We start from the raw sequence: 23,448 nt of genomic DNA, 5'->3' as shown, positions 1-23,448 counted from the left end.
AAGGCTTTAGTGCTTCGTACCGTCGTCTAAGGAAGGCAATATTTTGGTTGTTCCATACGAAACTGTGGTGGGGTACTCGTCGAATGAAGCGTTGGGGGTCTGGTAGCTTTCCCTTTTCTACCCAACAAGACCAAAAGGTTTTGGACAATTCAAACGAAGTAGCAATATGGATGGCCTTGGTAGGATCTACGGTACCATCCGACTTGGCCGGTGTGTAGTTGAGTTCGCAATAAGCGGCGTGTCCGGTTCCTGCATTATTCCATGCATCCGAACTTTCACGGGCCACTTCGGGCATTTTTTCCAACATCAGAATGTGGGCATCCGGCCAAAACTCCTGTACCAACATCCCAAGGGTTGCACTCATGATCCCACCACCAATAAGCAAAAAATCGGTTTTTTCCATATAAGCAATTAACGTCTTCGGATGATTTGAGTGGTGTTATTTATTGATGAACGCCTTTGCGGCACCACAAGATGGTTTAGAGGCAAAGGTTAAGCGGAAAATCGGCCAACATCAAAATAGCGGAGTTCTGGCGTACTACCTTCCAAGGCACACTCGGCCATGAGTTTACCCATTCTAAAGCCGTAACTCATGCCATGACCAGAATACCCACCCACCCACCAAGAAGGCGTATGTGCGGATAACCGCCCAATACAGGGCACATGATCCGGAGAAAAGCCCATTGTCCCCGTCCAGCGGTTCAATACTCGAAGCGTTCCGAAGGCGGGGAAGAAGTTGCAGAGATACGCCTCTAAGTCTGCTTGAAGTAGTGGATTTATCACGTCTTCATAACCCACCTCTGCCGCTAAATGTAAATGTCGTGCGCCCCCCAGGAGCAAGGCGCCCGCATCGTCTTGGCGTAAATAGAAGTAGCCTTCATGGCTATAGATGGGTGCTGGACAAAGCTCCACTGCCGAAGGGGCTGTGGATAGCATTTGTGCCCGAATTGGCTGAATCCATGGTTCGGTTTCTGGCAAAAGTTGTGGCATCCACGCATTCATGGCCCAAACCGAGACAGGGGCAGAAATTTGCCTGAATGGCGTATGGATGACGATGTCCTCTCCCATAACTTCATAGCGCATTACAGGGTGGTGCGGCAGGAAATTGGCCCCACTTTTTTCGGCAAGGTAACGGAGCAGTTTAACGCTGTGTACCCGTCCGTTTCCTGGAATAAACAAGGCGCCATAAAACCGATCAGCATTCATACGGGTATTGGCTATTTGGGGAGGAAGCCATTGTCCTTCAAAACCATCTTCACGCGCCAATGTTGCGGCAGCTTGGATAGATTCTGCCTCTTGGGGGGTTCCGGCGGCCACATAGCTACCCGTCTGCCGATACGCAATGGCGGTGTGGTCCGTCTCGGCTTGTATCAGGGCAATATTCTCTAACGTAAACTGCCATAGGTGTCGGGTGACTTCCCGCCCCAATTTAGCCGCATCGGTTGCATAGTCATTGGCAGTTCCCTGAAGCAAAAAACCAGCGTTTCGGCCACTGGCCCCCGCCGCAATGTCGCCGGCATCCAAAACCACAACCCGCAAGGCCGGACGTGTTTTGCGGAGCCAATAAGCGGTCGCAACACCCGAAATCCCCGCACCTATAATCACGACATCTGCCTGAATGTTGGGAAGGGCTTGGTAGGTGGATTGCCAAATGGATACAGTAGGCATATTGTTATTTATTCAATGTTTGTAATATTTTTAGAAGGGCTCTTGATATTTTTTTTCACCCTTCCAATTGGGTTTTTCCGGATCAGCCACTCGGCCAATATAAGGTTGGGAATAAATCCGAGCCAGGCCACAATCCGATATATATCCATAGGTGGTGGGGCGAAAAGGGCCACGATAAGCCACTTCCATATACGCAAAGTAAGGGCAGAGAGCGTAAGGGCATAGCTCCGGTACATCCAGTTCTGGTGGGCCTTGAAGGCGCCGTTTCGGGCGGAGCGCCACGCCCGAGCGGTCGTAAACAACCACAGTACTGCAAGCATGATAAAGGCCAGCCGAGACGTCCAGCCACCATTTGCATAAAACGCCATTATCAAACTGGCCGGCCCCGTGACGAACAAGATATTCCAGACATAGATACGGCCTACCCATCGGTGGAGTGGTTTCCATTTTTGCATGATGGCCCGTGAGAATTGCAAAAAACCCGCTCCAAGAGCAAACATACTGGTAAAAACGTGAATAAAAAATGCTATTTTCCAATGGGTGATATGAATGTAATCCGGCTTGATCATCAAAAATGCCGCATCATCCCGAATGGGAAGATAAGACAGGGTGATCCGCAGCATGAGCCAAGAAAAATAAGCGAGAACAACCAACAACAAACTGCCGAAAAGCATCCTACGTTTTCGGTTATCCATGAAGCGGTGCTCTCGTAAAAAACGATCTTTGTTTAACATATCCTTAATACCTTCAACAAAACAGCATCATGAAAAAAATATTGTTCTTGTTCGCATTTCTGGTGGCGTCTTGTACCGATACCAGTAATCCGCCCAGCACACGCAATTCACTTCAACCTACACAACCTAAATCCGAAACGCAACCCGCTTCTCAGGCCGACGATCTGACTGGAAGTTGGACCGGGAAATTTGGCCCGAATAAAATCACCATCGTCGTGGATTCGGTACACAATGGGCAATTTAAAGGCCGCAGCATTGTGGCCGGAAACGATCGTCCATTCTCCGGAACCATGATCAAGATCGGGGAAGAGTACCAGTTTGAAGGTCGTGAACCCGGAGACGACCCCAATGACGGTATCTTTAAATTTAAGATAGATCCTACCACACCCGATAAAATTACTGGAACATGGACGCCCTTTAAGCGCGGAACCGCCAAAACTTATGAACTCACCCGACGCACGTTCACCTATGTGGCAACTGCCGGAAATTATCCGGAAACATCGGCCCGTATCTTAAAACAAGCCGATGTAGAAAACCGTCCGCCCGATGAATTGCGTATCATGCGGAACGAAATATATGCCCGACATGGCTATAATTTCAAAATGAAAGATATGCGTTCACACTTCGACGAACAAGAATGGTACATGCCTTGGAATACCGATGTTCGGGGCTTATTGACCGAGACCGAGAAAAAGAACGAATCCTTGCTCAAACAATATGAAAAGTATAATGCGGAATTTTATGATTCCTTTGGCCGTTAGCAAGGAAGCCAATAAAGGTATCAGGTTCCGGAAGGGGGACTTTTTTTATCCGTAAAAGCATCTTTTAAAGCCATGCTGGTCTATACACTATAGCTCGCTGCCTGTTTATCGGTACATGAATCGTTTCATCTTTTTACCCCTAACCCCATGCCAAAAATAACGGTAAAACAAAGACTTCGATATTGGTTTGACAACACCATGTCTAAAGGGGCTTGGTCATTGATTGCTTGGCTTGGTGTACTTTCTGCCGTAATGATTCTAATCGCATCGCTCATTGTCGTTCTGGGCATCCGTCCGGAGTGGGCCGCCGAAGAAGGGATGGGTTGGGCACATATTATCTGGCAAAACCTCATGCGCACCATAGACGCAGGGACGATGGGAGGAGATACGGGGTCTTGGCCAGCGATGTTTCTCATGCTCTTTGTGACCTTGGGAGGGATTTTTATCTTCAGTGCCCTCATTGGGGTGCTAAACAGTGGTTTAGAATCCAAATTAGAGGATCTGAGGAAGGGTCGTTCTTTTGTGGTAGAAAACGAACACACCATTATCTACGGTTGGTCCTCGTTGATTTTTCCCATTATCACGGAATTGGTGGAGGCCAATAAAAACCGTAAAAAACCGACAATTGTGATTTTGTCGGACCGCGACAAGGTGGAAATGGAAGACGAAATACGGGCGCGGGTTCCAGAAGTGGCGAATACACGTATCGTGTGCCGTAGTGGAAGCCCGATTGATTTTGACGATGTACGCATCGTCAATCCGGATGCTGCACGGTCTATCATTATTCTTGCCCCTCATGAAGCCAATGACCCCGACGCACACGTCATTAAAACTGTTTTGGCCCTTCTGAACAACCCGGAGCGCAAAAAAGAACCCTATCATGTTGTTGCAGAACTCCGGCAACGTCGCAATAGAACCATTCTGGAAATGGTGGGCGGCGACGAAATCGAGACGGTGGTTTTTGATGACTTGGTTACGCGTATCTCGGTTCAAACTTGTCGGCAAACGGGACTTTCCAGTGTGTTGACGGATCTGCTGAATTTTGGCGGAGATGAAATTTATTTTTCAAGGGCGGACCACGTCGCCGGATCTACCTTCGGGGATGCGCTACAACTCTTTGAAAAATCTTCGCTTATTGGGCTAAAACAAGATGGCAAAGTGAGGCTACTGCCCGACATGAAGACCATCATACAACCCAATGATGAACTGGTGGCCATCTCGTTGGATGATGACACCATCCGGAAAAGCGGTGACCCCTTTATACAACCAGAAATGATTCGGCCACTTACACCTGTGCCAGCCACACCGGAAAAAACCCTGATTTTGGGCTGGAATGAACGTGCTGAAGCAACGATGAAAGAGTTGGATGCTTATGTTTGCGATGGATCACATACAACCGTAGTACATCGTGAGCCTTTGCCCGCGTTGCCGCCTCTTGCAAAACAGGTCGTCCAAAGCGTACTGGCAGACCCAACCGACCGGGCCGTGCTGGACAATATCCATCCCGAAGTCTTTGATCATATCCTTGTCTTGCGCGATACCCAAATGGACATTCAGGAAGCAGATGCCCGTACTCTTGTAGTTTTGTTACACCTCCGCGAATTGGCCATACAACATGGGAAGAACTTTGCTATTGTCTCGGAAATGGGCGATGTTCGGAACCAACGCCTGGCAGATAGTACCCAAGTGGACGATTTTATCATCAGCGATCAGTTGGTGAGCTTGGTACTTGCGCAGGTTTCGGAAAACAAAGCCCTTGCTGCGGTATTTGAAGACCTTTTTGATGCAGACGGTGCAGAACTGTATTTAAAACCAGCCTCCGAGTATGTCGAGATCCAAAAAGACCTTTCGTTTTATACTATAGTAGAAGCCGCAAAAGCACGTAATGAAATTGCAATCGGTTGGCGCAAACAAGCGGATGCCGAAAAACGAGCGCGTGGATTTGGCATACAGTTGAATCCGCCGAAAACGGTACGGCTTAACCTAAAACCAGACGACGCCCTGATCGTGCTGGCGAATCATTGATCCAGATGGCTGCTACCACGCTCACCCGTTATGCCTGGTGGTCATTGGGCGTTGCCGTTCTGACCATTTTGCTCAAACTGACGGCATACCTTATGACTGGATCGGTGGGCCTGCTCTCTGATGCGTTGGAGTCCGTGGTCAATGTCGTTGGGGCTGCTCTTGCCCTTTGGATGATTGCTCTTGCAGCCAAACCGCCAGATGAAGACCACGCCTATGGACACTTTAAGGCCGAATACTTTTCTAGTGGTGCCGAGGGCTTGCTCATTATGGGGGCTGCCCTCAGCATCCTGTGGGAATCGGTGAACCGCCTTGTTTATCCACACCCCATTCAAAGCATTCCGTTGGGGCTTTTACTATCAGGAGTCGCAACGGCACTCAATTTGGCAATGGGGCTTTGGCTCATTCGGGTAGGCCGCCTAAACGAGTCGGTCTCCCTTCAGGCAAATGGTGAACACTTGCTTACGGACGTATGGACAACGGTGGGCGTTATAGTAGGTTTACTGGCGATGCAACTAACTGGACAGGTTTGGTGGGATCCGGTACTTGGCCTGATCATGGCCCTGCATATCCTTTGGACAGGCTACCAACTGGTGCGCGGGGCGGCACTTGGGCTGATGGATACGGCCTTACCCGAAGCCGAACGAAGAATGGTTTGTGATATTTTAGACCGTTATAAAAATGAAGGCGCGCAATATCATGCCCTCCGTACCCGACAATCCGGTGTGCGGCGCTTTGTATCGGTACATGTGCTCGTACCAGGTGAGTGGACGGTACATCGCGGCCATCAACTTTTGGAACGTATCGAGGCCGATGTTCGCAGCGCACTGGGAACCGTAACGGTCTTTACCCACTTAGAATCATTGGAAGACGAAACGTCTTGGCACGACCAAGAACTGGATCGCACGTTTTGAAACGGCATAATTTGGGTTGGCACATTGTCAAAGAGAGCGCTCATCCCCTGCTGACTTTTTAGACGCATTTCGCAACAAAAAATCCTTCAAGAGGCTTATACTAAAATAAATCATTTAACCCTTTTCCATCAAGTATTTTGTCAATATGGTTTTCAATCCTATATATCCGGGTTGCTGTTTTTTTAGGTTGAGAAAAATAAAGCAAGTATCCTCTTTGTCTGCCTGGAGTAAGTGTATAAAATGCTTTCTTAAAATCAGGTAATTCATTAAACTTATCTTTAAGTTCATCTATTATTTCAAAATCGTTTGTTGTTTTTAGTTGAGGTTTTATACCTGCCTTCTCTAATTCGATTGCTTCTAAAACGTACTCTCGGATAGTAGTTTCAAGTTCTCTTATGTCTTCAATAGCTGAGAATCTTAATTGCCTTGCAGTTTGGCTATTTTCTGTTTGTTGTACCAAAATAGATCTTTCGTCTCTTAAAAGCACACCCTTTGGAAATAACAAGGCGCAATACTTGTTAAATACATGCAAGAGAACAATATTTTTATTTTGATAAGTATAACATGGGTGCATCCATTTAAAATCTTCAACCAAGCCGCACCCAAGAATAAGGCTTCTTAAGAATTTTATTTCTTCTTGCCAATGGTTAATTTTACAAGCTGGTGTAGCACCAAGTTTGCACTGCATACAGCCGTCAACAATGTATTTGTCAACGAGTGGATTTGTTGTCATTTTCATCCTCGATTAATTGTATTTTTTTGTGACTTGGTCTCCAGTACCAAGAAATAATGGTTAGGGTTAGCAAAAGTACTGGCCCAAAATACTCGGTGAGTGGATCTCCCATAGCGAGATGGGAAAAGATCGCTCCAGACATCAAGAAAAAAAAGCCAGCATACGCCCATTCTTTTACCAACAGAAACTTAGGCATAAGAATGGCGATAATACCCGCAATTTTCCAGCTACCAATGATGGTAAGAAAATAAGGGGGGTAGCCCAAGGAGTTCATGTTTTGAACGACCTCTTCCATTTGAAATAGTTGTGTAATACCCGTGACCGTCATGCCTAAACTTAGCCAAATCGTTGCTACCCAATATATTATTACATTTTTATTTCTCATGATTATTTGATTCTTTTGATTGCTTTTTCAAGTTGATTGTGTGCCATGTTGATCCCTTTTTCAAAAGGAAGTTTTAGCAGGTTATCTCTGTCTGATACTGATTTAAAAATGATTTTCATGTCTAATTTACTTAATTTATCATTTATTGATTTAAAATCTAGAAATTCAAGTTGGACGGGAAAATTCATGCTTTCCATTTCAAAGGTACGTATTATATTTTGATTATGAATGATTTTGTGAATGCTACCATTCGCACGAGATACAATATTTCCTTTTGTATCCTTGGTTTCAAACTGATAGTTTCCATGGGCTTTATTTTCCATTTTTAAAACTTTATTACCCATCCACTGCTCAATCAATTCAGGTTCCGTAAAAGCTTTAAAAAGGAGGTCTAAGGGCAAATCAAAAATTCTGGTTATCAAAAGTTCTTGTTTACCGTCTTCTGCCTTTATTTTTGTTTTTTGTTCCATTATGTTATTTTGCTGCATGATGCGACTTCATGACTTTTTCCAATTTATCAAATCTATCATCCCACATTTTTCTGAACGGCTCTATGAAATCGGCAATTTCTTTCATTTTGTTAGCATTTAGGTGATAATAGATTTGCCGTCCTTGTTGTTCTTGTATCAGAAGTTCGTACTCTGTCAGAATTTGCAGGTGTTTTGAAACGGTCGGCCTTGCAGTATCGAAGTTGGAAGCAATTACGCCTGCGGTCATAGATTGCGAGCCGAGCAACAAAAGGATAGCCCTTCTGGTCGGGTCTGCTAAAGCTTGGAATACGTCACGTCTTAAGTTCATTATGAAGACGTTGTTAAGTTTATTGTGAAGTCATTTGACTACAAACATAAGAATGTATATCCAGCACGGCAAATTTTATTATTTTAAGCGCACATCAGTGCATAATCGAAATAAAGTTTATCATATAAGTATTTGTTAATATAGTTTTTATGTTTATAAACGATATAATAGATACGATCTCACAGAACTATAGTATTCACCCCATTGGCGCCTTGAACATGGTCCTGCACCTCAACGTCATTTCACCTCGCAACGCCGTTAAATACCGTACTTTACAAACTTTGTTAACTCCTTGGAAAGTATAAAACAGATGCAGCACTTCACCCCTATTTCGGATTTGGGCGAATTTGGCCTTATACAGCGCATTGGCGAACTGCTGGGCAAGCCACGTAACCCATTGCTGAAAGGCATCGGTGACGACGCGGCTGTGTATCCGGTTACAGATTCGCGGGTACACGTGGTGACCTCCGATATGCTGATCGAAAATGTTCACTTTGACCGCATGTTCCACCCATTACGGTATCTGGGTTTCAAAGCCATATCGGTAAATGCGAGTGATGTTTGTGCAATGAATGCCCTACCGCAGTATGCCACGATGTCGTTGGGGGTTCCGCACAACATGTCGGTGGAGATGGTGGAAGACCTGTATCAGGGGGTGGAGCGGGCGTGTGCCTTGTATGGAATGGACCTGATTGGTGGCGATACCACTGCTTCCAGACAATTGGTGATTTCTATTACGGCGATTGGCGAGGCCGAAGCGTCGCAAGTAGCGTATCGGAGCGGGGCACGTCCGGGTGATTTGGTGTGTGTGACTGGGGATGTCGGTGCAGCCTATGCTGGATTGCGGATATTGCTGGAAGAGAAAAAACGGTTTGAGGCGGCAAAAGGAGAGGGTCATTCACCTGATCTAAGTGCTTTTGATTACGTAATTCAACGATCGCTTTCTCCAACAGCACGTTTGGATATGGTTCGAAACTGGCGTGAAAATCAAATTGTGCCTTCCGCTGCGATAGATGTTTCTGATGGCCTTGCCTCCGAGATCAACCATCTTTGTGAGCGGTCTAACGTGGGGGCTTTGCTACAAATGGCAAAAGTCCCCATCGAAATCCTGACCCGTGAAGTGGCCGAGCAGTTTGGTGAAGATCCGGAAACGTTTGCCCTTTACGGCGGGGATGACTACGAGGTACTCTTTACGGTAACACCGGATGAAGCCGTCTTGTTGGACGAAACTCTTTTTACGGTAATTGGAACCATCACCCATCCAGAGGAAGGTCTCCATCTGGAATTACAAGACGGTAGTACCATGCCCATCGCATCAAATGGCTTCCGACATTTTTAAGCGATCCTTATGCGTATGCTTCGTTGGGTTGTAGGAGTATGTATTTTCTTGGTATTTGGTATTTGGGTTCTTGCCCGCGTTACAGGTGGAAGGTCACGCACCTTTCCGGTTGTTGCACCGGATGCGGCGCTTCATCTGATGGGGCGCACACAGTCGGCAGCGGCTTGGGCTGCCAACTTTCGTCCTGAAATATATGTGGCCAAAGAAAAGCCAACCGAGCCGCTCTTGGCCGTTTGGTATCAGGTACAGGCACAAAAAGGACAGTATTATTTTACGTACCACCCGGTTTGGCAAGACGAAACCCATCCAATCGCCTTGGTGGACTTTTGTTATCGTGCGTGGCGGTGGGCTTTTTATGGAGCTGTTGCCGATGTAGAGGCGTTGACCATAAGGGTATCGGGCGCAGGCCCAACAGGTGTTGTCTATGAAACAGCACCCGCTGATGCCGCTTATGAAGCTACCCAGCCCAAACACGTTCGGATAAAAGAACATATAGAGGCCTCCGAAATACCCATACGCTTTTATATTCGAACGTGGAATCACTTGCTGACCAAGCAACCGATAAAAGGCGGGATATATCAAAAAGCCCCCCTTGAGCCACTCAGCGAAGAGCTGTATGGCTTGTATAAAATGGATCGTCGTGCCGGAGCGGTCCTTTGGTAAACCATAGACCTAAACCAAAAAAACATGTCGCCTATCCATATTTGGTGGGAAGCCATACGCCCCAAAACCCTTCCAGCTGCCTTGGCACCCGTACTCATTGGTACGACAATGGCATGGTCTGATGGTTTATTTCATGCCCCTTCCGCAATAGTGGCAGCACTCGGTGCCGTCTTGATCCAAATTGGGACAAATCTGACCAACGACTATGCTGATTTTTTTAAGGGGGCTGATACCGCAGAACGCAAAGGTCCGAGGCGCGCCACCCAAGCCGGACTTTTATCCGCGAATGCCGTTCGGAATGGCGCCATCTTGGCCTTTTCACTGGCCTTCTTCTTGGGACTTTATCTGGTGTATCGCGGCGGTTGGCCCATTTTACTTTTAGGCATTGTCGCTATTTTTTCTGGAATCACTTATACGGTAGGCCGTTATGCCCTTGCCTATACAGGACTGGCAGATTTTTTTGTACTGGTATTCTTTGGCCCGGTAGCCGTGGGGGGAACCTACTACGTGCAGGCACTCGTTCTGCCATTGTGGCCCATTTTGGCGGGCTTAGGACCAGGTCTGCTTTCCGTTGCAATTTTGGTAGTGAATAACCGACGAGACATGCTCGAAGATGCCAAGGCCGACAAAAAAACCCTCATTGTACGTTTTGGCCGCACATTTGGAAATATATGGTACACCCTCTGCGTGGTCACTGCCATACTCATGCCTATTGTTCTTTACCTGATCGAGGGAAAGCATCCGTTTGTTTTATTGGAACTACTGATTTTGATCCCAGCGACCCCGTTGATTCTCGCCCTGTTTCGGGAAGATGGCGTGGCGCTCAATCCACGGTTGGGTGCTACTGCCCGTTTGTTGCTTATATATAGCCTACTGTTTTGTATTGGATGGGCTTTGCGTTAAATTCTGCAAAATCCAATACCTATGCTCCAAGAATTATCCCTGTTTCGCTACCAAATACCGTTCACATCCCCGATTCGGATGGGCGGGCAACTACAAATAACCCGTACAGGCTTGTTGCTTCGCTTGACCGATGCAGATGGCTTTGAAGGCTGGGGGGAGGCAGCCCCTCTGCCTGGATTCAGCCACGAGACCATTCCGGAAATCGTGTTGCAATTGGGGCATTTGCGTACAAAGAACAGGCTCAATCCACCGCCGCTTCCGTTTAAAAACTGGTATCCTTCCGTCAAGTTTGGGCTGGATACCGCTTTCTCAGACCTTCAATCCCAAAAAAATGGCCTTCCTCGTTATAATACCGCACGAAAAACAGTACGACTCACGATGCTTTTGACCGGGTTGCCGGAGGCGTGTGTGCATCGTGCGGAACAAGCCGCAGAACAAGGGTACCAAGCGGTAAAGGTAAAAGTAGGGATCGGAAAACCAGCACAAGATGCGGCCTTGGTACGTCGGGTGGCAGCAATCATGGGCGAAGGATGTGCTTTACGCTTGGATGCCAACCGTGCCTGGACTTTAAAAGAGGCCCTATTGTTTGCGGAACAACTGCACGGTGTCCCCATCGAGTACATCGAAGAGCCACTCAAGAGCAGCCGACATCTACCGGAATTTGCACGTTTGACGGGAATGCCCATTGCATTAGACGAGAGTTTACGCGACCGCGCATGGGACAAACTACAACAAACCTCTTTCCGTCCGGCAGTCCTCATCTATAAACCTATGCTCTCGGTACGCCCCGCCTCGTGGTATTTGGAAAGTGGTCTTCCGGTCGTACTTTCTTCTTCGTTTGAAAGTGGAGTGGGCATACAAGCCTTGTTGGCCCTCGCCTCCTATATTGGCTCGCCCGATACCCCGATCGGGTTGGATACGTACAATTGGCTTCGGGAGGATGTTTTACGCCCAAGGCTTTCGCTGGATGCTCCTGTAGTGGACTTAGAGGAGTCTTTGGATCGCTCACATTGCGTGGAGGTCGAAAAATTGGAACTCTTCCACTTAGGCTAAACCATTGGGTTCGTTTTAGGGCTTACAAGAGATGAAAAAAATACGTTTTTACGACGGCTTAAAGAAAATCCCTTTGTTTTTTGGGGACTGCTACCGTATTTTACAAGACTTGCGGGCCTGTAGCTCAGCGGTTAGAGCAGGGGACTCATAATCCCTTGGTCGGGGGTTCAAATCCCTCCGGGCCCACCCCCTGAAAGAGGCGTTCTAATCTGGTTTGGAACGTCTTTTCTCTTTTTAGCTATTGCTTGTTTCTTCCCACGCCTCAATTTTGTCTTGTTGTGTTTGACCCAAACCGCGAAATTTTATCCGACTTGTTCTGCCAGTGGGCAGGTAGTTCCGAAGTCCGTATTACCGAAATTCCCCCTTCTGGCTCGGAGCGTCGGTATTACCGGTTATTCAACGACACCCACAGTGCTATCGGTGCATATGGCCCCAATTTGGCCGAGAACCGTGCTTTTCTGACATTTGCCCGTCATTTTCATGCCAAGGGCTTGCATGTTGCACCCGTTTTGGGGGAACATGAAGCGGGGCATCTGTATCTTGTGGGCGACTTGGGCGACCGGTCCTTGTTAGACCATCTGCTCAAAGAATGCAAAGACAAGCCTTTTCCGGTAACGACTTACCAAAAGGCCCTTACGGAATTGGTGCGGTTCCAGATAGACGGAGGTGAAGGATTGGACTATTCGGTGTGTTACCCGCGTTCGGATTTCGACAAGCAGTCTATGGCTTGGGACCTGAACTACTTTAAATATTATGTAGCGAAACTCAAAACCCGATTTGATGAGCAGGCATTAGAGGATGATTTTAATCGTTTGTCTGGCTACTTGGGATCGGCGCGGGCAGATTATTTTATGTACCGAGATTTTCAGGCACGAAATATTCTGCTCGTAAACGACGCACCCTTTTTTATTGATTTTCAGGGGGGGCGCCGAGGACCACTGCACTACGATCTTGTTTCGCTCCTCTTTCAGGCAAAGGCACGCATCCCGCATGAAATCCGCACCGAATTGGTCAACCACTATTTAGATGTATTGGAAACCCGAACGGCGGTAAACCGAAAAGAGTTTTGGGACTTTTTTATGGGATTTGTGTTGATTCGGACGCTTCAAACCATTGGTGCATATGGCTTTCGAGGCTGGATTGAACACCGACCTCATTTTCTGCAGAGCCTGCCCCCGGCCATAGAAAACTTAGCATGGTGGATGGAAAAAGCAGACCTCCCCGTTGCCCTACCAGCGCTATTGGGGGTTATCCAGCAGATGGTAGAAAATCCCGAACTGAGGGAAGTGGGGGCCATTTCAGCGCCGCAAAAATCCGAACCTGTCAAGCCAGAAAATACGCCTAAGCGCCAAGAAAACAAACACTTACAAGTGATCGTAACGAGTTTTTCCTACAAGAAAGGGATCCCCGAAGACCGGTCTGGCAACGGTGGGGGGTTTGTCTTTGATTGCCGCGCTATCCATAATCCCGGAAAGTATGAACCCTATAAGCGGCTGACAGGCCGAGACCAGGCGGTTAAGGACTTTTTGCTGGCCGAGAGTGACGTGTTATACTTTCTGGAGGGCTGTTACCATCTCGTGAACATGCAGGTGGAAAAGTACCTTTCACGAGGTTTTACGAATCTGATGATCAATTTTGGTTGTACGGGTGGACAGCATCGGTCGGTTTATTGCGCCGACCGCATGGCACAACACCTCGAAGAAAAATATGGTGTCACGGTTTTACTGACACACGTGGAACAGGAGCGAAAAAATTGGCAGAATGGATAAAAATTGCCTTTTTTATCCACATATTGCCACTAATCACTTTTTCAAAGGCAATGCCCGCCTTCTTTAATGGTGCGGCATTGTGGTTGCTTTACCTTGGCCTTTCTATATTGTACCACACAAGCCTTAATAGACCAAATGCGATGTTTTACTATATTTCATAGGATCATTTTTGTCTGATACAATAAGATTGTGTATTTGTTCTTTGGTGATCATCGTCCTTCATGCTTGCCGATTGTTACCCTGAGAAAAATAATTCTGTTGCTTTGCCGGGTTCTTTTGTAGATTACTATTATCTTTTATCATTACGATCCAAACGAAAATTCCATGAGATCCTATTTGCGCTTTTGTCTTTTTGTAATGCTCGCCGGAAGTGGATGGCTCTTCGCCCAAAATCCAGCATCCGGAATGCTTACGTTCGATCAATTATTTAGCGGGCATTTTGGTGCTGAGGGCTTCGGTCCCGTTCGGTGGATGGATGGCGGAGCGTCTTATACGACCTTAGAACGTCCTGCCAATGGTAGTGTGGGGCAAGACTTGGTTGCCTATGATACGGCTACGGGTGTGCGGCGCATCTTAATTCCGGCCAAAACGTTCACCCCCAAAGGCAGTGAAAAAGCGATCGAGATAGAAGATTATGAGTGGTCGCCGGATCATAAGCAAATGCTTCTTTTTACAAATTCAGAACGTGTTTGGCGCACCAATACACGTGGCGATTATTGGGTGCTGGAGGTGGCTTCTGGAAAACTTTGGAAATTGGGCGGAAAAGCCCCGGCCTCCACGCTGATGTTTGCGAAGTTCTCTCCGGATGGAAAACAAGTGGCCTATGTACGTCAAAACAATATATATACCGAAAACCTGACGACGGGCCGAATCCTGCAACTCACCCGTGATGGCAATAGAACCACCATCAACGGCACGTTCGATTGGGTGTATGAGGAAGAGTTTGGTCTCCAAGATGGGTTCCGGTGGAGCCCCGATAGCAAAAGCATTGCCTATTGGCAGTTGGATGCAAAAGGTGTCCGAGATTTTCTGTTAATTAATAATACGGACTCGCTCTATTCCTATGTAATCCCGATTCAGTATCCCAAAGCCGGAACCACCAACTCGGCGGCGCGGGTGGGGGTGGTTCCGGCTACGGGTGGTCTTACCAAGTGGATGAATGTACCGGGAGACCTTCGGAATAACTACATTGCCCGTATGGAGTGGGCCGGAAATGCACACGAATTGGTTATTCAACGCATGAATCGTAAGCAAAACACAAATCAAGTGATGCTGTGTGATGTAAAAACCGGACGTACTCGTACCGTCTTCACCGATGCGGATCCCAAGGCGTGGGTAGATGTGGTAGATGACTTGATTTGGACAGACAGCGAAAAGGCATTTACATGGGTCAGTGAACGCGATGGTTGGCGTAAACTCTATAAAATACAAAGAGATGGCAGCCGAATTGAGGCCATTACCAAAGGCGATTTTGATGTGGCGCGGGTGCTTCAGATAGATCCTGCCTCCGGATGGGTCTATTATATCGCCTCGCCAGAAAATCCTACTCAACGTTATTTGTATCGTATCCGATTGGACGGTACGGGAAATGAGCGTCTGACACCAAAATCACAAGCAGGTGTTCATCAATACAATGTTTCTCCGAACGGCCAATTTGCCTTGCACACGTGGTCTGCATTTGGGACACCACCCACAACCGAGATTATCCGCCTGCCAGCACATGAAACACTCCGCATACCCGTGCCCAATACCCGTCTAAAAGAGCGTGTGGCAGCCGTTCGCGCAGCAAAATCCGAGTTTTTCCGGATTGACGCTGGAAATGGCGTGCAATTGGATGGCTGGATCATGAAACCTGCTGACTTTGATCCCAGCAAAAAATATCCGATCCTCTATCATGTGTATGGCGAACCCGCTGGACAAACCGTTATGGACTCTTGGGGCGGTCGGAATTTTCTGTGGCATACCATGCTGACCCAAAAAGGCTATATCGTGGCCAGTTTAGACAACCAAGGAACCCCATCTTTACGGGGTCGTGATTGGAGGAAGATCATCTACGGCCAAATTGGTGTTTTGGCCTCGCAGGAGCAAGTAACCGCCTCGCGCAATATGGCCCAAAAGTGGTCTTGGATAGACTCCACACGGGTAGGTGTTTGGGGATGGAGCGGGGGAGGCTCTATGACGCTTAACCTGCTTTTCCGCTCGTCCGATTGGTACAAAACGGGCATGTCGGTTGCACCCGTGCCTGACCAACGGTTGTATGATACCATTTATCAAGAACGTTACATGGACACACCACAGGACAATCCAGAGGGTTACCGCATTGGATCCCCGCTCACGTTTGCCCACCAACTGAAGGGGAATTTGTTGGTGGTGCATGGCACAGGCGACGACAATGTGCATTACCAAGGGACCGAGCGCCTGATTAATGCCCTGATTGAGGCCAATAAGCCCTTCACCATGATGGCCTATCCCAATCGGGCACATGGCATTTATGAAGGAAAAAACACGAGCCGTCATTTGTATGAACTTCTTACCCGCTACTTGCTCTCGAATTTAGAAGCGGGCGCACGATAAGCCGCCACCCTCAATTGGTAAGGGCTAAGTTGTTTGGCGATGCCTCTATGCGAAAGAGGAAGCCTGTAAAATGGTTAAGAACTTGCGTGTTCTTTTGTTGGGCATTTGTTTTTTGTTGGCAATCCTGCATGAAGTGGCTCAGTCCAATCCGTCGCCTGAACCATCGTCGCCAGTTGTATCGTTGGGGGCAAATAGAGCACGTACCTTTAAATAGTGGCGGTCTTGTGAACCTGGTTGTATGTATCTAGGTTTACACCGTAACTCCAACGCGATTTTGGGAGTTAATTCTACCAGGCTTATCCTGCCCACGCTAAAAACAACGAGCGCCTATTTGATCTGTTAAAAAAAGACTTATTTGGTCTTTTTGGGGAACTGTATGGATGATAAATGCGATTCTGCCTTTTCTCCTGTCCAATTAAATTTAAAACAACCTCCTAATGACGCACAGCACAACCGAGAAAGACCGATACAGCGGCCTTTTTGGATGGATACACCGGATCAAAGACTGGGTGGAATCTTTGGCCAGCAAGCCGTATGGAGTTCCAGCACTTGCACTGCTTGCCTTCTCTGAGTCTATCTTTTTCCCCATTCCACCAGACGTTTTGCTCATGGCGCTTTGTGTAGGTTTGCCTAAGCGTTCCCTTTGGTTTGCGCTGGTTTGTACCATTGGCTCCGTTGTGGGTGGTGTGTTTGGGTATGGGATCGGACATTTTCTTTGGTATGATGCGGCGGGCGCATTTAGTGGATTTGCACAGTTTTTCTTCGACCATATTCCGGGGTTCACCACCGAAGTTTTTGAACGTGCGGGAGCGCTTTACCGCGAGTACGACTTTTGGGCAGTGATGGTGGCCGGTCTCACTCCTGTTCCCTACAAAGTAGCCACAATCACGGCAGGGGTTTTTGATTTAAATTTTGTGGTCTTTATGTTGGCCTCAATAGCCAGTCGTGCGTTACGCTTCTTTCTTATTGGAGCGTTATTTTATTTCTTTGGCCGAGCTATAAAAGCTTTTATAGACAAATATTTAGAAATCCTGAGTGTTTTGTTTGTGCTCTTATTGGTAGGTGGGTTCTTGGTAATTCGTTGGCTTAGCTAATGAGTACCGAGCGTGGGGATACATCATGGTGAGGGACACCTCATAAAACCCTTTCGGAAGAGGGAGCATCAGCGCGGAACCTCGTATATGGCCTGTTTGTCGTTGAAGACGGGCCATTTTTCATCATTTTCCGCCGATTGTCTGGAAAATTTCATCCCAGTCTCTCTCAACACGTTGTAGATTGTGAAGGCCCCTGCGCGCCATCCTTTCAACAGCAAACACGTTACGCACATGAGCGAAAAGAAAAACCTTTTTGGAGCACGACAACTATTTGATACGGGCTCTGGACAAGCCTACCTCTACCGTTTGGACAAATTAGAGCAGGATGGATTCGGGCAAGTAAGCCGCCTCCCATTCTCCATCAAAGTGCTGTTAGAATCGGCCCTACGGAATTGTGATGATTACGTGGTACCGAAAACGGCCATCGAGCGATTAGCTGCCTACGATCCCGCCAATCCAGTGGCCGAGGAAATCCCTTTCTTGCCCGCACGCGTTATTTTACAAGACTTTACGGGTGTGCCTTGTGTGGTGGACTTGGCCGCCATGCGTTCGGCCATGCAACGCCTCGGCGGAAACCCAGATGTGATCAATCCGCGTGTTCCTGTAGATTTGGTGATAGACCACTCTGTGCAGGTGGATGAGTATGGCTCGGAAGCCGCAATGCTCATCAATAACCAGTTGGAATTTGAACGCAACCGCGAACGCTACGAGTTCTTGCGCTGGGGACAACAAGCCTTAGACAACTTTGGGGTGGTTCCCCCCGCCCGCGGAATTGTCCACCAGATCAACCTCGAATACCTTGCTAAAGCCGCTTGGCGACGACCAGAAGAAGAGGGTTTGGATGTGATCTATCCAGATTCATTGGTCGGAACAGATAGCCATACCACGATGATCAATGGCCTCGGGATTGTAGGTTGGGGTGTGGGTGGTATCGAGGCCGAGGCGGTCATGCTTGGTCAGCCGATTTACATGCTCATTCCGCAGGTCATTGGCTTTAAGCTCGAAGGTAAACTCCGCGAAGGGGTTACACCAACAGACCTTACGCTCACGATTACGCAGATGCTCCGTAAAAAAGGCGTAGTGGATAAATTCGTGGAATTTTATGGTCCAGGCATCTCCAGTATTGGTCTCGCAGACCGCGCCATGATCGCCAATATGGCCCCAGAATATGGCGCAACCATCGGGTTTTTCCCGATTGACGACGAGGCATTGAATTACTTGCGTCGTACGGGCCGCGACGAAGCGCTGGTGACGATGGTAGAGCGCTATACCAAAGAACAAGGGCTTTTCCGCACCGACGAAACGTCCGATCCGGTCTTTACCGATACACTCAGCCTAAACTTGGCCGATGTCGTGCCAAGCGTTGCCGGGCCCAAACGTCCGCAAGACCGCATTTTTGTACCCGACGTGGGCAAGGAATTTCAATCAGCCCTTACCGCGCCAATCGGGCCAGCCGGCTTTGGACTTGTACCGGAAAAAGTGGCTGCTTTATCCACCTACGACGATGGAAAACAAAAACTTACCATGAAGAATGGCGATGTGGTGATTGCCGCTATCACGTCTTGTACCAATACCTCGAACCCCTTTGTTTTGATGGGTGCAGGGCTGATCGCCAAAAGAGCCATAGAACATGGCCTCAAGGTGAAGCCTTATGTCAAAACTTCGCTTGCTCCCGGTAGCCGCGTGGTAACGGAATATCTACGCGAAGCCGGTCTTCTACCCTATCTAAATCAAATCGGGTTTAATGTGGTGGGATATGGCTGTACCACTTGTATCGGAAATTCAGGACCACTTCGGGAACCTGTCAACAAAGCCATTACCGATGGCGACTTGGTGGTAGCGGGCGTTCTTTCCGGAAACCGCAACTTCGAAGGCCGTGTTCATCCCTTGGTGAAAGCCAATTATCTGGCCTCACCGATGTTGGTCGTTTCTTATGCCTTGGCCGGAACAGTGGACTTGGACCTCATGAGCGACCCCATCGGTACCAACGACTTGGGCCAAGCAATTTACCTAAAAGACCTCTGGCCAACCGCTGCCGAGGTTAACGAATTGGTCTCAAAATATGTGACGGCATCTATGTTCCTGAAGGAATACCATGGTGTGGAAACCTCCAATGAAGACTGGAACGCCATTCCGGTGGCCGAAGGCGCGCTTTATGAATGGAATGCGGTTTCGACATATGTGCAAGAACCACCCTTTTTCACCACGCTCACCCGCGAGGTCTCGGCGATTGAACCCATCTCTGGTGCAAAGGTGCTGCTTAAACTGGGTGATTCTGTTACCACGGACCACATCTCGCCCGCTGGCTCGTTCAAAAAAGACACACCCGCCGGGAAATACTTGCTGGAAAATGGCATTGAACCCAAAGACTTCAATAGCTATGGCTCGCGTCGGGGCGCACACGAAGTGATGATGCGCGGTACGTTTGCCAATATTCGCATCAGGAATCAAGTGGCTCCGGGAACCGAAGGCGGCTGGACCACTTATTTTCCAACGGGCGAAGTGACAAGTGTCTATGACGCTTCCATGCGATACCAAGAGGCCGGTATGCCGTTGGTGGTCTTGGGTGGAAAAGACTATGGAATGGGCTCCTCCCGCGACTGGGCCGCCAAAGGAACCATGCTTCTGGGCGTAAAAGCAGTAATTGCCGAAAGTTTTGAACGGATTCATCGCTCCAATTTGGTGGGGATGGGCGTTCTACCATTGGTATATAAAGCGGGAGAAACCGCCGAGACGTTGGGCTTAGACGGAACCGAGTCCTTTGATATTCCTGTCACGGACGATGTAACGCCCCGTCAAGAAATCACGGTAACGGCAACCAAAGCAGATGGTACACAGGTGCAATTCCAAGCCATTTGCCGTTTAGACACACCGATTGATGTAGATTACTATCGAAATGGCGGTATCTTAAACTACGTCCTTCGTGAATTCCTGAACCAAGCAGCCGTCGCGGCGTGAGGTGAACTCAAGGTTTGAAGTCAAGTAAAATGGGTTGTTTCTCTATGGAAGCAACCCGTCTTATTTTTAAATAAGTCCCCTTTGGGGAGTCTATTGTATGCTTAAACGAACCGGATAAAACAAAAAGGACCACTGTAACAGAGACAGAGGGCCGTTGTATGATTTTGTATAAAAAAGGTTTATTTAATGCCGTCTAAAAGTTTTGCATAAACCCCGTCAGCAGTCTTTTTCTCCAGCAAGGTCTATTTTCATAACAACAGTGCTACCCCAAGTGAGTCCTTGACTGATACCTAAAAGCGCATTGGGAAAAATTACCCACCTCCAATTAACAGTATATATGGGCATAAGGGAAATTGGTATTGGAAGAAATGAGTCAAATAGAAGTAAACTTATATATCTAAATTTATTGGCAAGTTATCTTGTATAATAGTTTACTATTGTCTTTCTAGTGCCGAAAGCTGTATGAAAGAAAGTATAGCCGTTGTTGATGTCACTCCAAATTCTAATTCTGCAAATTGGTTAAAGATAGTTTGCTCTATTCCAATCATTTTGCCCACAAATGCATTTACAAGTAGCAAAATGGTAAACTACTTGCAATTTTCTTTCAATCCGAGTTTTGTATTTTAAATTAGGATAATTTGTGCCTTTCGTTACATCATTATAAGGTCAAAACTTTTTCACTTTCAATAATCTACTTGGTTCGTTCTGCCATTGTGCTAATTTCTGCCTTTTCAACAAGTTCTATATTTTTAAGTCCCCTTGCTTCAAGACAACTTCCACAAAGTAAGAGTCGAGTTCCTTTATTGGTGGATAATTACAACATTCGCTCAATGTGGTAATTATCTCTTGGGGTGTTTTGGTTTGGAATAGCACAATTTACACCACCGGCCATTAAAACGATTACTACGGAAAGTTTTTATTGAGTTGATTAGCAATTCTTAAAGCATTAAATGTCTCCTCTATGCCATATGGTGCATCATTGATAATGATCAACGTTTTCATATCTTAATATTTTGGCAAATAAAGTTTCATTGTTCCTTTCTTGAGCAAAACCTCATCTAAATGCCCCATTTTTTGCCTGTCGGTCGTTATTAGATGCATGTGAAGATAGGTGTCGTGGTGCGTAAAAATGGCCTTGTGTTCTGTTGAGAAGAAGCCAATAATGTCTGCTTGTTTGTTTTGAATCTCGTAATTCACCTGTCCTTGATGCGCTTCGGCTGGCGAATGCACTTTTGCGCCTTTGGGCAAGTTTACAACATGAATTATCGCCTGTTCAACCGTTCCAGAAAGTTTAAACATAAATGGCCTTGGTGAAGATATAGTCAACTTATCAAGATGTTCTTCAAGTTGTTGAACGGTCTGAATGCTGTCGGGCAAAGATTGTTCAGTCCACATTGGAATGTTTGCATAACCAAAAAATGGAGCTTTTATGTCGTAAGTTTCTTCGACTTTCATTATTGAGTCAGAAGACACGGTTGATTTATATGACCTACCATCAATAATTAAGATTTCACCTGCTAAATACTCAACAGGCCCAAGTCCGTACAAATTTGTCTTGTTTGCAATAGTGCGAAGGTTAACATTTCCGTAAAGCTGTCCTTTCCACATTACATTTTTCATCTCCCCAACGATTTTTACCTCGTTAGTCGTTTGTTGTGCTTTGGTCGTGCAATTTGTTAAGATCAACATTGCCAATCCAATAAGTGTCATCTTTAAGTTCATTTTTCTATTTTAAATTATTCCCGCACCCAATGCGAGTGAAATGATTATTAACATTATTGCTATGGTTATTTGCAGAAATCTTAAAGTTACTTTCTTCAAAAGTTTATTACCAAAATATGCTCCTGCAATTCCTGCGAGTGTAGCACAAATTACTAATACTATGTTGTCTGTCAGTCCTGATTTAGTAAACCTTGTCGCATAAATACTTAGGCGAGTGAAGTCCACAAAAGTTGAAACCACTACGGAAGTGGCAACAAATGCTTCTTTTGAAAGTCCTGACTTAATTAAAAAAGCACTCCTAAAAGCACCTTGGTTTCCTGAAAGTCCGCCAAAAAAGCCACTTAACATTCCGCCAATTGGTAACTTATCTTTTTCAAATTGTAAAGTGCTAAAATAAGGAATAAGATCAATAATTGCAAAAATAATAAGCAAAACTGAAATAATAGAATTCACAGGGTAAACTTCAAAATATTTTCCAAATGCGTAATAAGAAAACAAAGGTTGTAAGTCGGTTATGTTTAATAACATCCATGAACCTAGCATAGCGGAAATTACAGCAGGAACACCAAAGCGCAACAAAACTTCTTTGTTAGCATTGTTACCGACCAAAAACAATTTGAAAATGTTATTAAAGAAATGAACCACTCCTGTTAATGCAATTGCCAACTCCACAGGAAAGAAAATCATAAAAACAGGCGTAAGGATTGTTCCCAAACCAAAACCCGAAAAAAAGTAAGTATAGAAACTATGAGTGCTGATAATGATATAATGATTATTTCCATTTATTTTAAATATGAATATTGAACTATTAACATGATAATCATTTTGTAAGTTTATTTTTTGATTTCAAATTATAAAATTTTAGTCCAGAGTCGTTTGATTTCTTCAAGGATCGGGATCTTTTAAAAACAATTTTATCATGCGTTAGATTTGGCAATATACTTGCAGATCGCGTTGGCAATTCATCTTGTTATATTGATGATAGTCCCAATTCCTTTAAAAATTTATTACTATATGTTGGCCAAAAATTAGTTCTTTGAGAAGGGGTTGGTTACGTGAAGCCATAAACCGCATGTACCCATTAGTAGTTTTATACTACCAAACAATCACCCATGCAGTTTACAGCATCACTGCTATCGTTTCTACAATCAGATACGATTAGCCCGACCAATTTACGAAGACTTCGTTCCATTACCAATAGCGCCCTTTGTGTGCCAGGCCACTCCCTCCGCACTTTGTCTAAACTATTCATAAACAAGGAGATAAGACATGATTAGACTGTTCTTGAAGAAGGTTCACATCATCCACTGTTGTCGGAGTCTGGACAAAAGCCAAGCATCAACTGATAGCAAAATTTA

The 23,448-nt window shown here is 46.4% G+C and carries 19 protein-coding genes and 1 tRNA gene; 12 read left to right on the top strand and 8 right to left on the bottom strand.

From position 1 onward, the window contains the following. Positions 1-492: 492 nt before the first annotated feature. Together JNN12_14890 and JNN12_14885 are read right to left on the bottom strand one after the other, a co-directional pair. On the bottom strand, positions 493-1,668 hold the full coding sequence (locus JNN12_14890) for an FAD-binding oxidoreductase (GenBank protein ID MBL7979622.1): 1,176 nt from the start codon (positions 1,666-1,668) through the stop codon (positions 493-495). An 8-nt stretch (positions 1,669-1,676) separates the two neighbouring features. Then, complete coding sequence (locus tag JNN12_14885) at positions 1,677-2,402, bottom strand: DUF2306 domain-containing protein (protein ID MBL7979621.1); 726 nt, start codon at positions 2,400-2,402, stop codon at positions 1,677-1,679. Positions 2,403-2,431: 29 nt separating this feature from the next. Between JNN12_14885 and JNN12_14880 the strand changes: the two genes are divergently transcribed. The 3 genes from JNN12_14880 (at position 2,432) to JNN12_14870 (ending at position 6,099) form a co-directional block, all read left to right on the top strand. Beyond that, the gene (locus JNN12_14880) at positions 2,432-3,163 is read left to right on the top strand and encodes a YARHG domain-containing protein (GenBank protein ID MBL7979620.1); all 732 of its coding nucleotides are present in this window, start codon (positions 2,432-2,434) and stop codon (positions 3,161-3,163) included. 147 nt (positions 3,164-3,310) lie between these two features. Beyond that, on the top strand, positions 3,311-5,188 hold the full coding sequence (locus JNN12_14875) for an NAD-binding protein (GenBank protein ID MBL7979619.1): 1,878 nt from the start codon (positions 3,311-3,313) through the stop codon (positions 5,186-5,188). A gap of 5 nt (positions 5,189-5,193) precedes the next feature. Continuing rightward, the gene (locus JNN12_14870; GenBank protein MBL7979618.1) at positions 5,194-6,099 is read left to right on the top strand and encodes a cation transporter; all 906 of its coding nucleotides are present in this window, start codon (positions 5,194-5,196) and stop codon (positions 6,097-6,099) included. A gap of 100 nt (positions 6,100-6,199) precedes the next feature. Here the strand turns inward: JNN12_14870 and JNN12_14865 are convergent, their stop codons facing one another. Genes JNN12_14865 through JNN12_14850 form a run of 4 tightly spaced genes read right to left on the bottom strand, consistent with a single transcriptional unit; the run spans position 6,200 to position 8,015 of the window. Continuing rightward, complete coding sequence (locus tag JNN12_14865) at positions 6,200-6,787, bottom strand: DUF1801 domain-containing protein (GenBank protein MBL7979617.1); 588 nt, start codon at positions 6,785-6,787, stop codon at positions 6,200-6,202. Between the two features lie 22 nt (positions 6,788-6,809). Beyond that, entirely contained in the window at positions 6,810-7,217 is a 408-nt protein-coding gene (locus JNN12_14860; protein MBL7979616.1) for a DoxX family protein, read from the bottom strand. A 2-nt stretch (positions 7,218-7,219) separates the two neighbouring features. Further along, positions 7,220-7,687 (bottom strand): SRPBCC domain-containing protein, encoded by a 468-nt coding sequence (locus JNN12_14855; GenBank protein MBL7979615.1) that lies wholly within the window; start codon positions 7,685-7,687, stop codon positions 7,220-7,222. Positions 7,688-7,691: 4 nt separating this feature from the next. Further along, the gene (locus JNN12_14850; GenBank protein ID MBL7979614.1) at positions 7,692-8,015 is read right to left on the bottom strand and encodes a winged helix-turn-helix transcriptional regulator; all 324 of its coding nucleotides are present in this window, start codon (positions 8,013-8,015) and stop codon (positions 7,692-7,694) included. A gap of 310 nt (positions 8,016-8,325) precedes the next feature. On the opposite strand from JNN12_14850, the gene thiL reads away from it, so the two are divergent. The 9 genes from thiL (at position 8,326) to acnA (ending at position 20,368) form a co-directional block, all read left to right on the top strand. After that, a complete protein-coding gene (gene thiL, locus JNN12_14845) occupies positions 8,326-9,354 on the top strand; it encodes a thiamine-phosphate kinase (protein ID MBL7979613.1) in 1,029 nt (342 codons plus the stop codon). A gap of 9 nt (positions 9,355-9,363) precedes the next feature. After that, on the top strand, positions 9,364-10,017 hold the full coding sequence (locus JNN12_14840; GenBank protein MBL7979612.1) for a hypothetical protein: 654 nt from the start codon (positions 9,364-9,366) through the stop codon (positions 10,015-10,017). Between the two features lie 24 nt (positions 10,018-10,041). After that, entirely contained in the window at positions 10,042-10,920 is an 879-nt protein-coding gene (locus tag JNN12_14835) for a 1,4-dihydroxy-2-naphthoate polyprenyltransferase (GenBank protein MBL7979611.1), read from the top strand. Between the two features lie 21 nt (positions 10,921-10,941). Beyond that, positions 10,942-11,973 (top strand): o-succinylbenzoate synthase, encoded by a 1,032-nt coding sequence (gene menC, locus JNN12_14830; protein MBL7979610.1) that lies wholly within the window; start codon positions 10,942-10,944, stop codon positions 11,971-11,973. Positions 11,974-12,086: 113 nt separating this feature from the next. After that, positions 12,087-12,159, top strand: a tRNA-Ile gene (locus tag JNN12_14825). Between the two features lie 92 nt (positions 12,160-12,251). Beyond that, complete coding sequence (locus JNN12_14820) at positions 12,252-13,742, top strand: phosphotransferase (GenBank protein MBL7979609.1); 1,491 nt, start codon at positions 12,252-12,254, stop codon at positions 13,740-13,742. Positions 13,743-14,066: 324 nt separating this feature from the next. Continuing rightward, the gene (locus JNN12_14815) at positions 14,067-16,316 is read left to right on the top strand and encodes a S9 family peptidase (GenBank protein MBL7979608.1); all 2,250 of its coding nucleotides are present in this window, start codon (positions 14,067-14,069) and stop codon (positions 16,314-16,316) included. Positions 16,317-16,753: 437 nt separating this feature from the next. Beyond that, positions 16,754-17,410 (top strand): DedA family protein, encoded by a 657-nt coding sequence (locus tag JNN12_14810; protein MBL7979607.1) that lies wholly within the window; start codon positions 16,754-16,756, stop codon positions 17,408-17,410. Positions 17,411-17,641: 231 nt separating this feature from the next. Continuing rightward, positions 17,642-20,368, top strand: coding sequence for an aconitate hydratase AcnA (acnA, locus tag JNN12_14805; protein ID MBL7979606.1), 2,727 nt, complete (start codon positions 17,642-17,644; stop codon positions 20,366-20,368). A gap of 1,005 nt (positions 20,369-21,373) precedes the next feature. On the opposite strand, the gene JNN12_14800 is transcribed toward acnA, so the two are convergent. Beyond that, positions 21,374-22,078 (bottom strand): acetolactate decarboxylase, encoded by a 705-nt coding sequence (locus tag JNN12_14800; protein ID MBL7979605.1) that lies wholly within the window; start codon positions 22,076-22,078, stop codon positions 21,374-21,376. Between the two features lie 21 nt (positions 22,079-22,099). Then, complete coding sequence (locus JNN12_14795; protein ID MBL7979604.1) at positions 22,100-22,804, bottom strand: sulfite exporter TauE/SafE family protein; 705 nt, start codon at positions 22,802-22,804, stop codon at positions 22,100-22,102. Between the last annotated feature and the right edge of the window lie 644 nt (positions 22,805-23,448).

Source organism: Bacteroidetes Order II. bacterium, from assembly GCA_016788705.1.
Classification (GTDB): domain Bacteria; phylum Bacteroidota; class Rhodothermia; order Rhodothermales; family UBA2364; genus UBA2364.
This window is presented reverse-complemented; position numbering and strand designations above follow the sequence as displayed.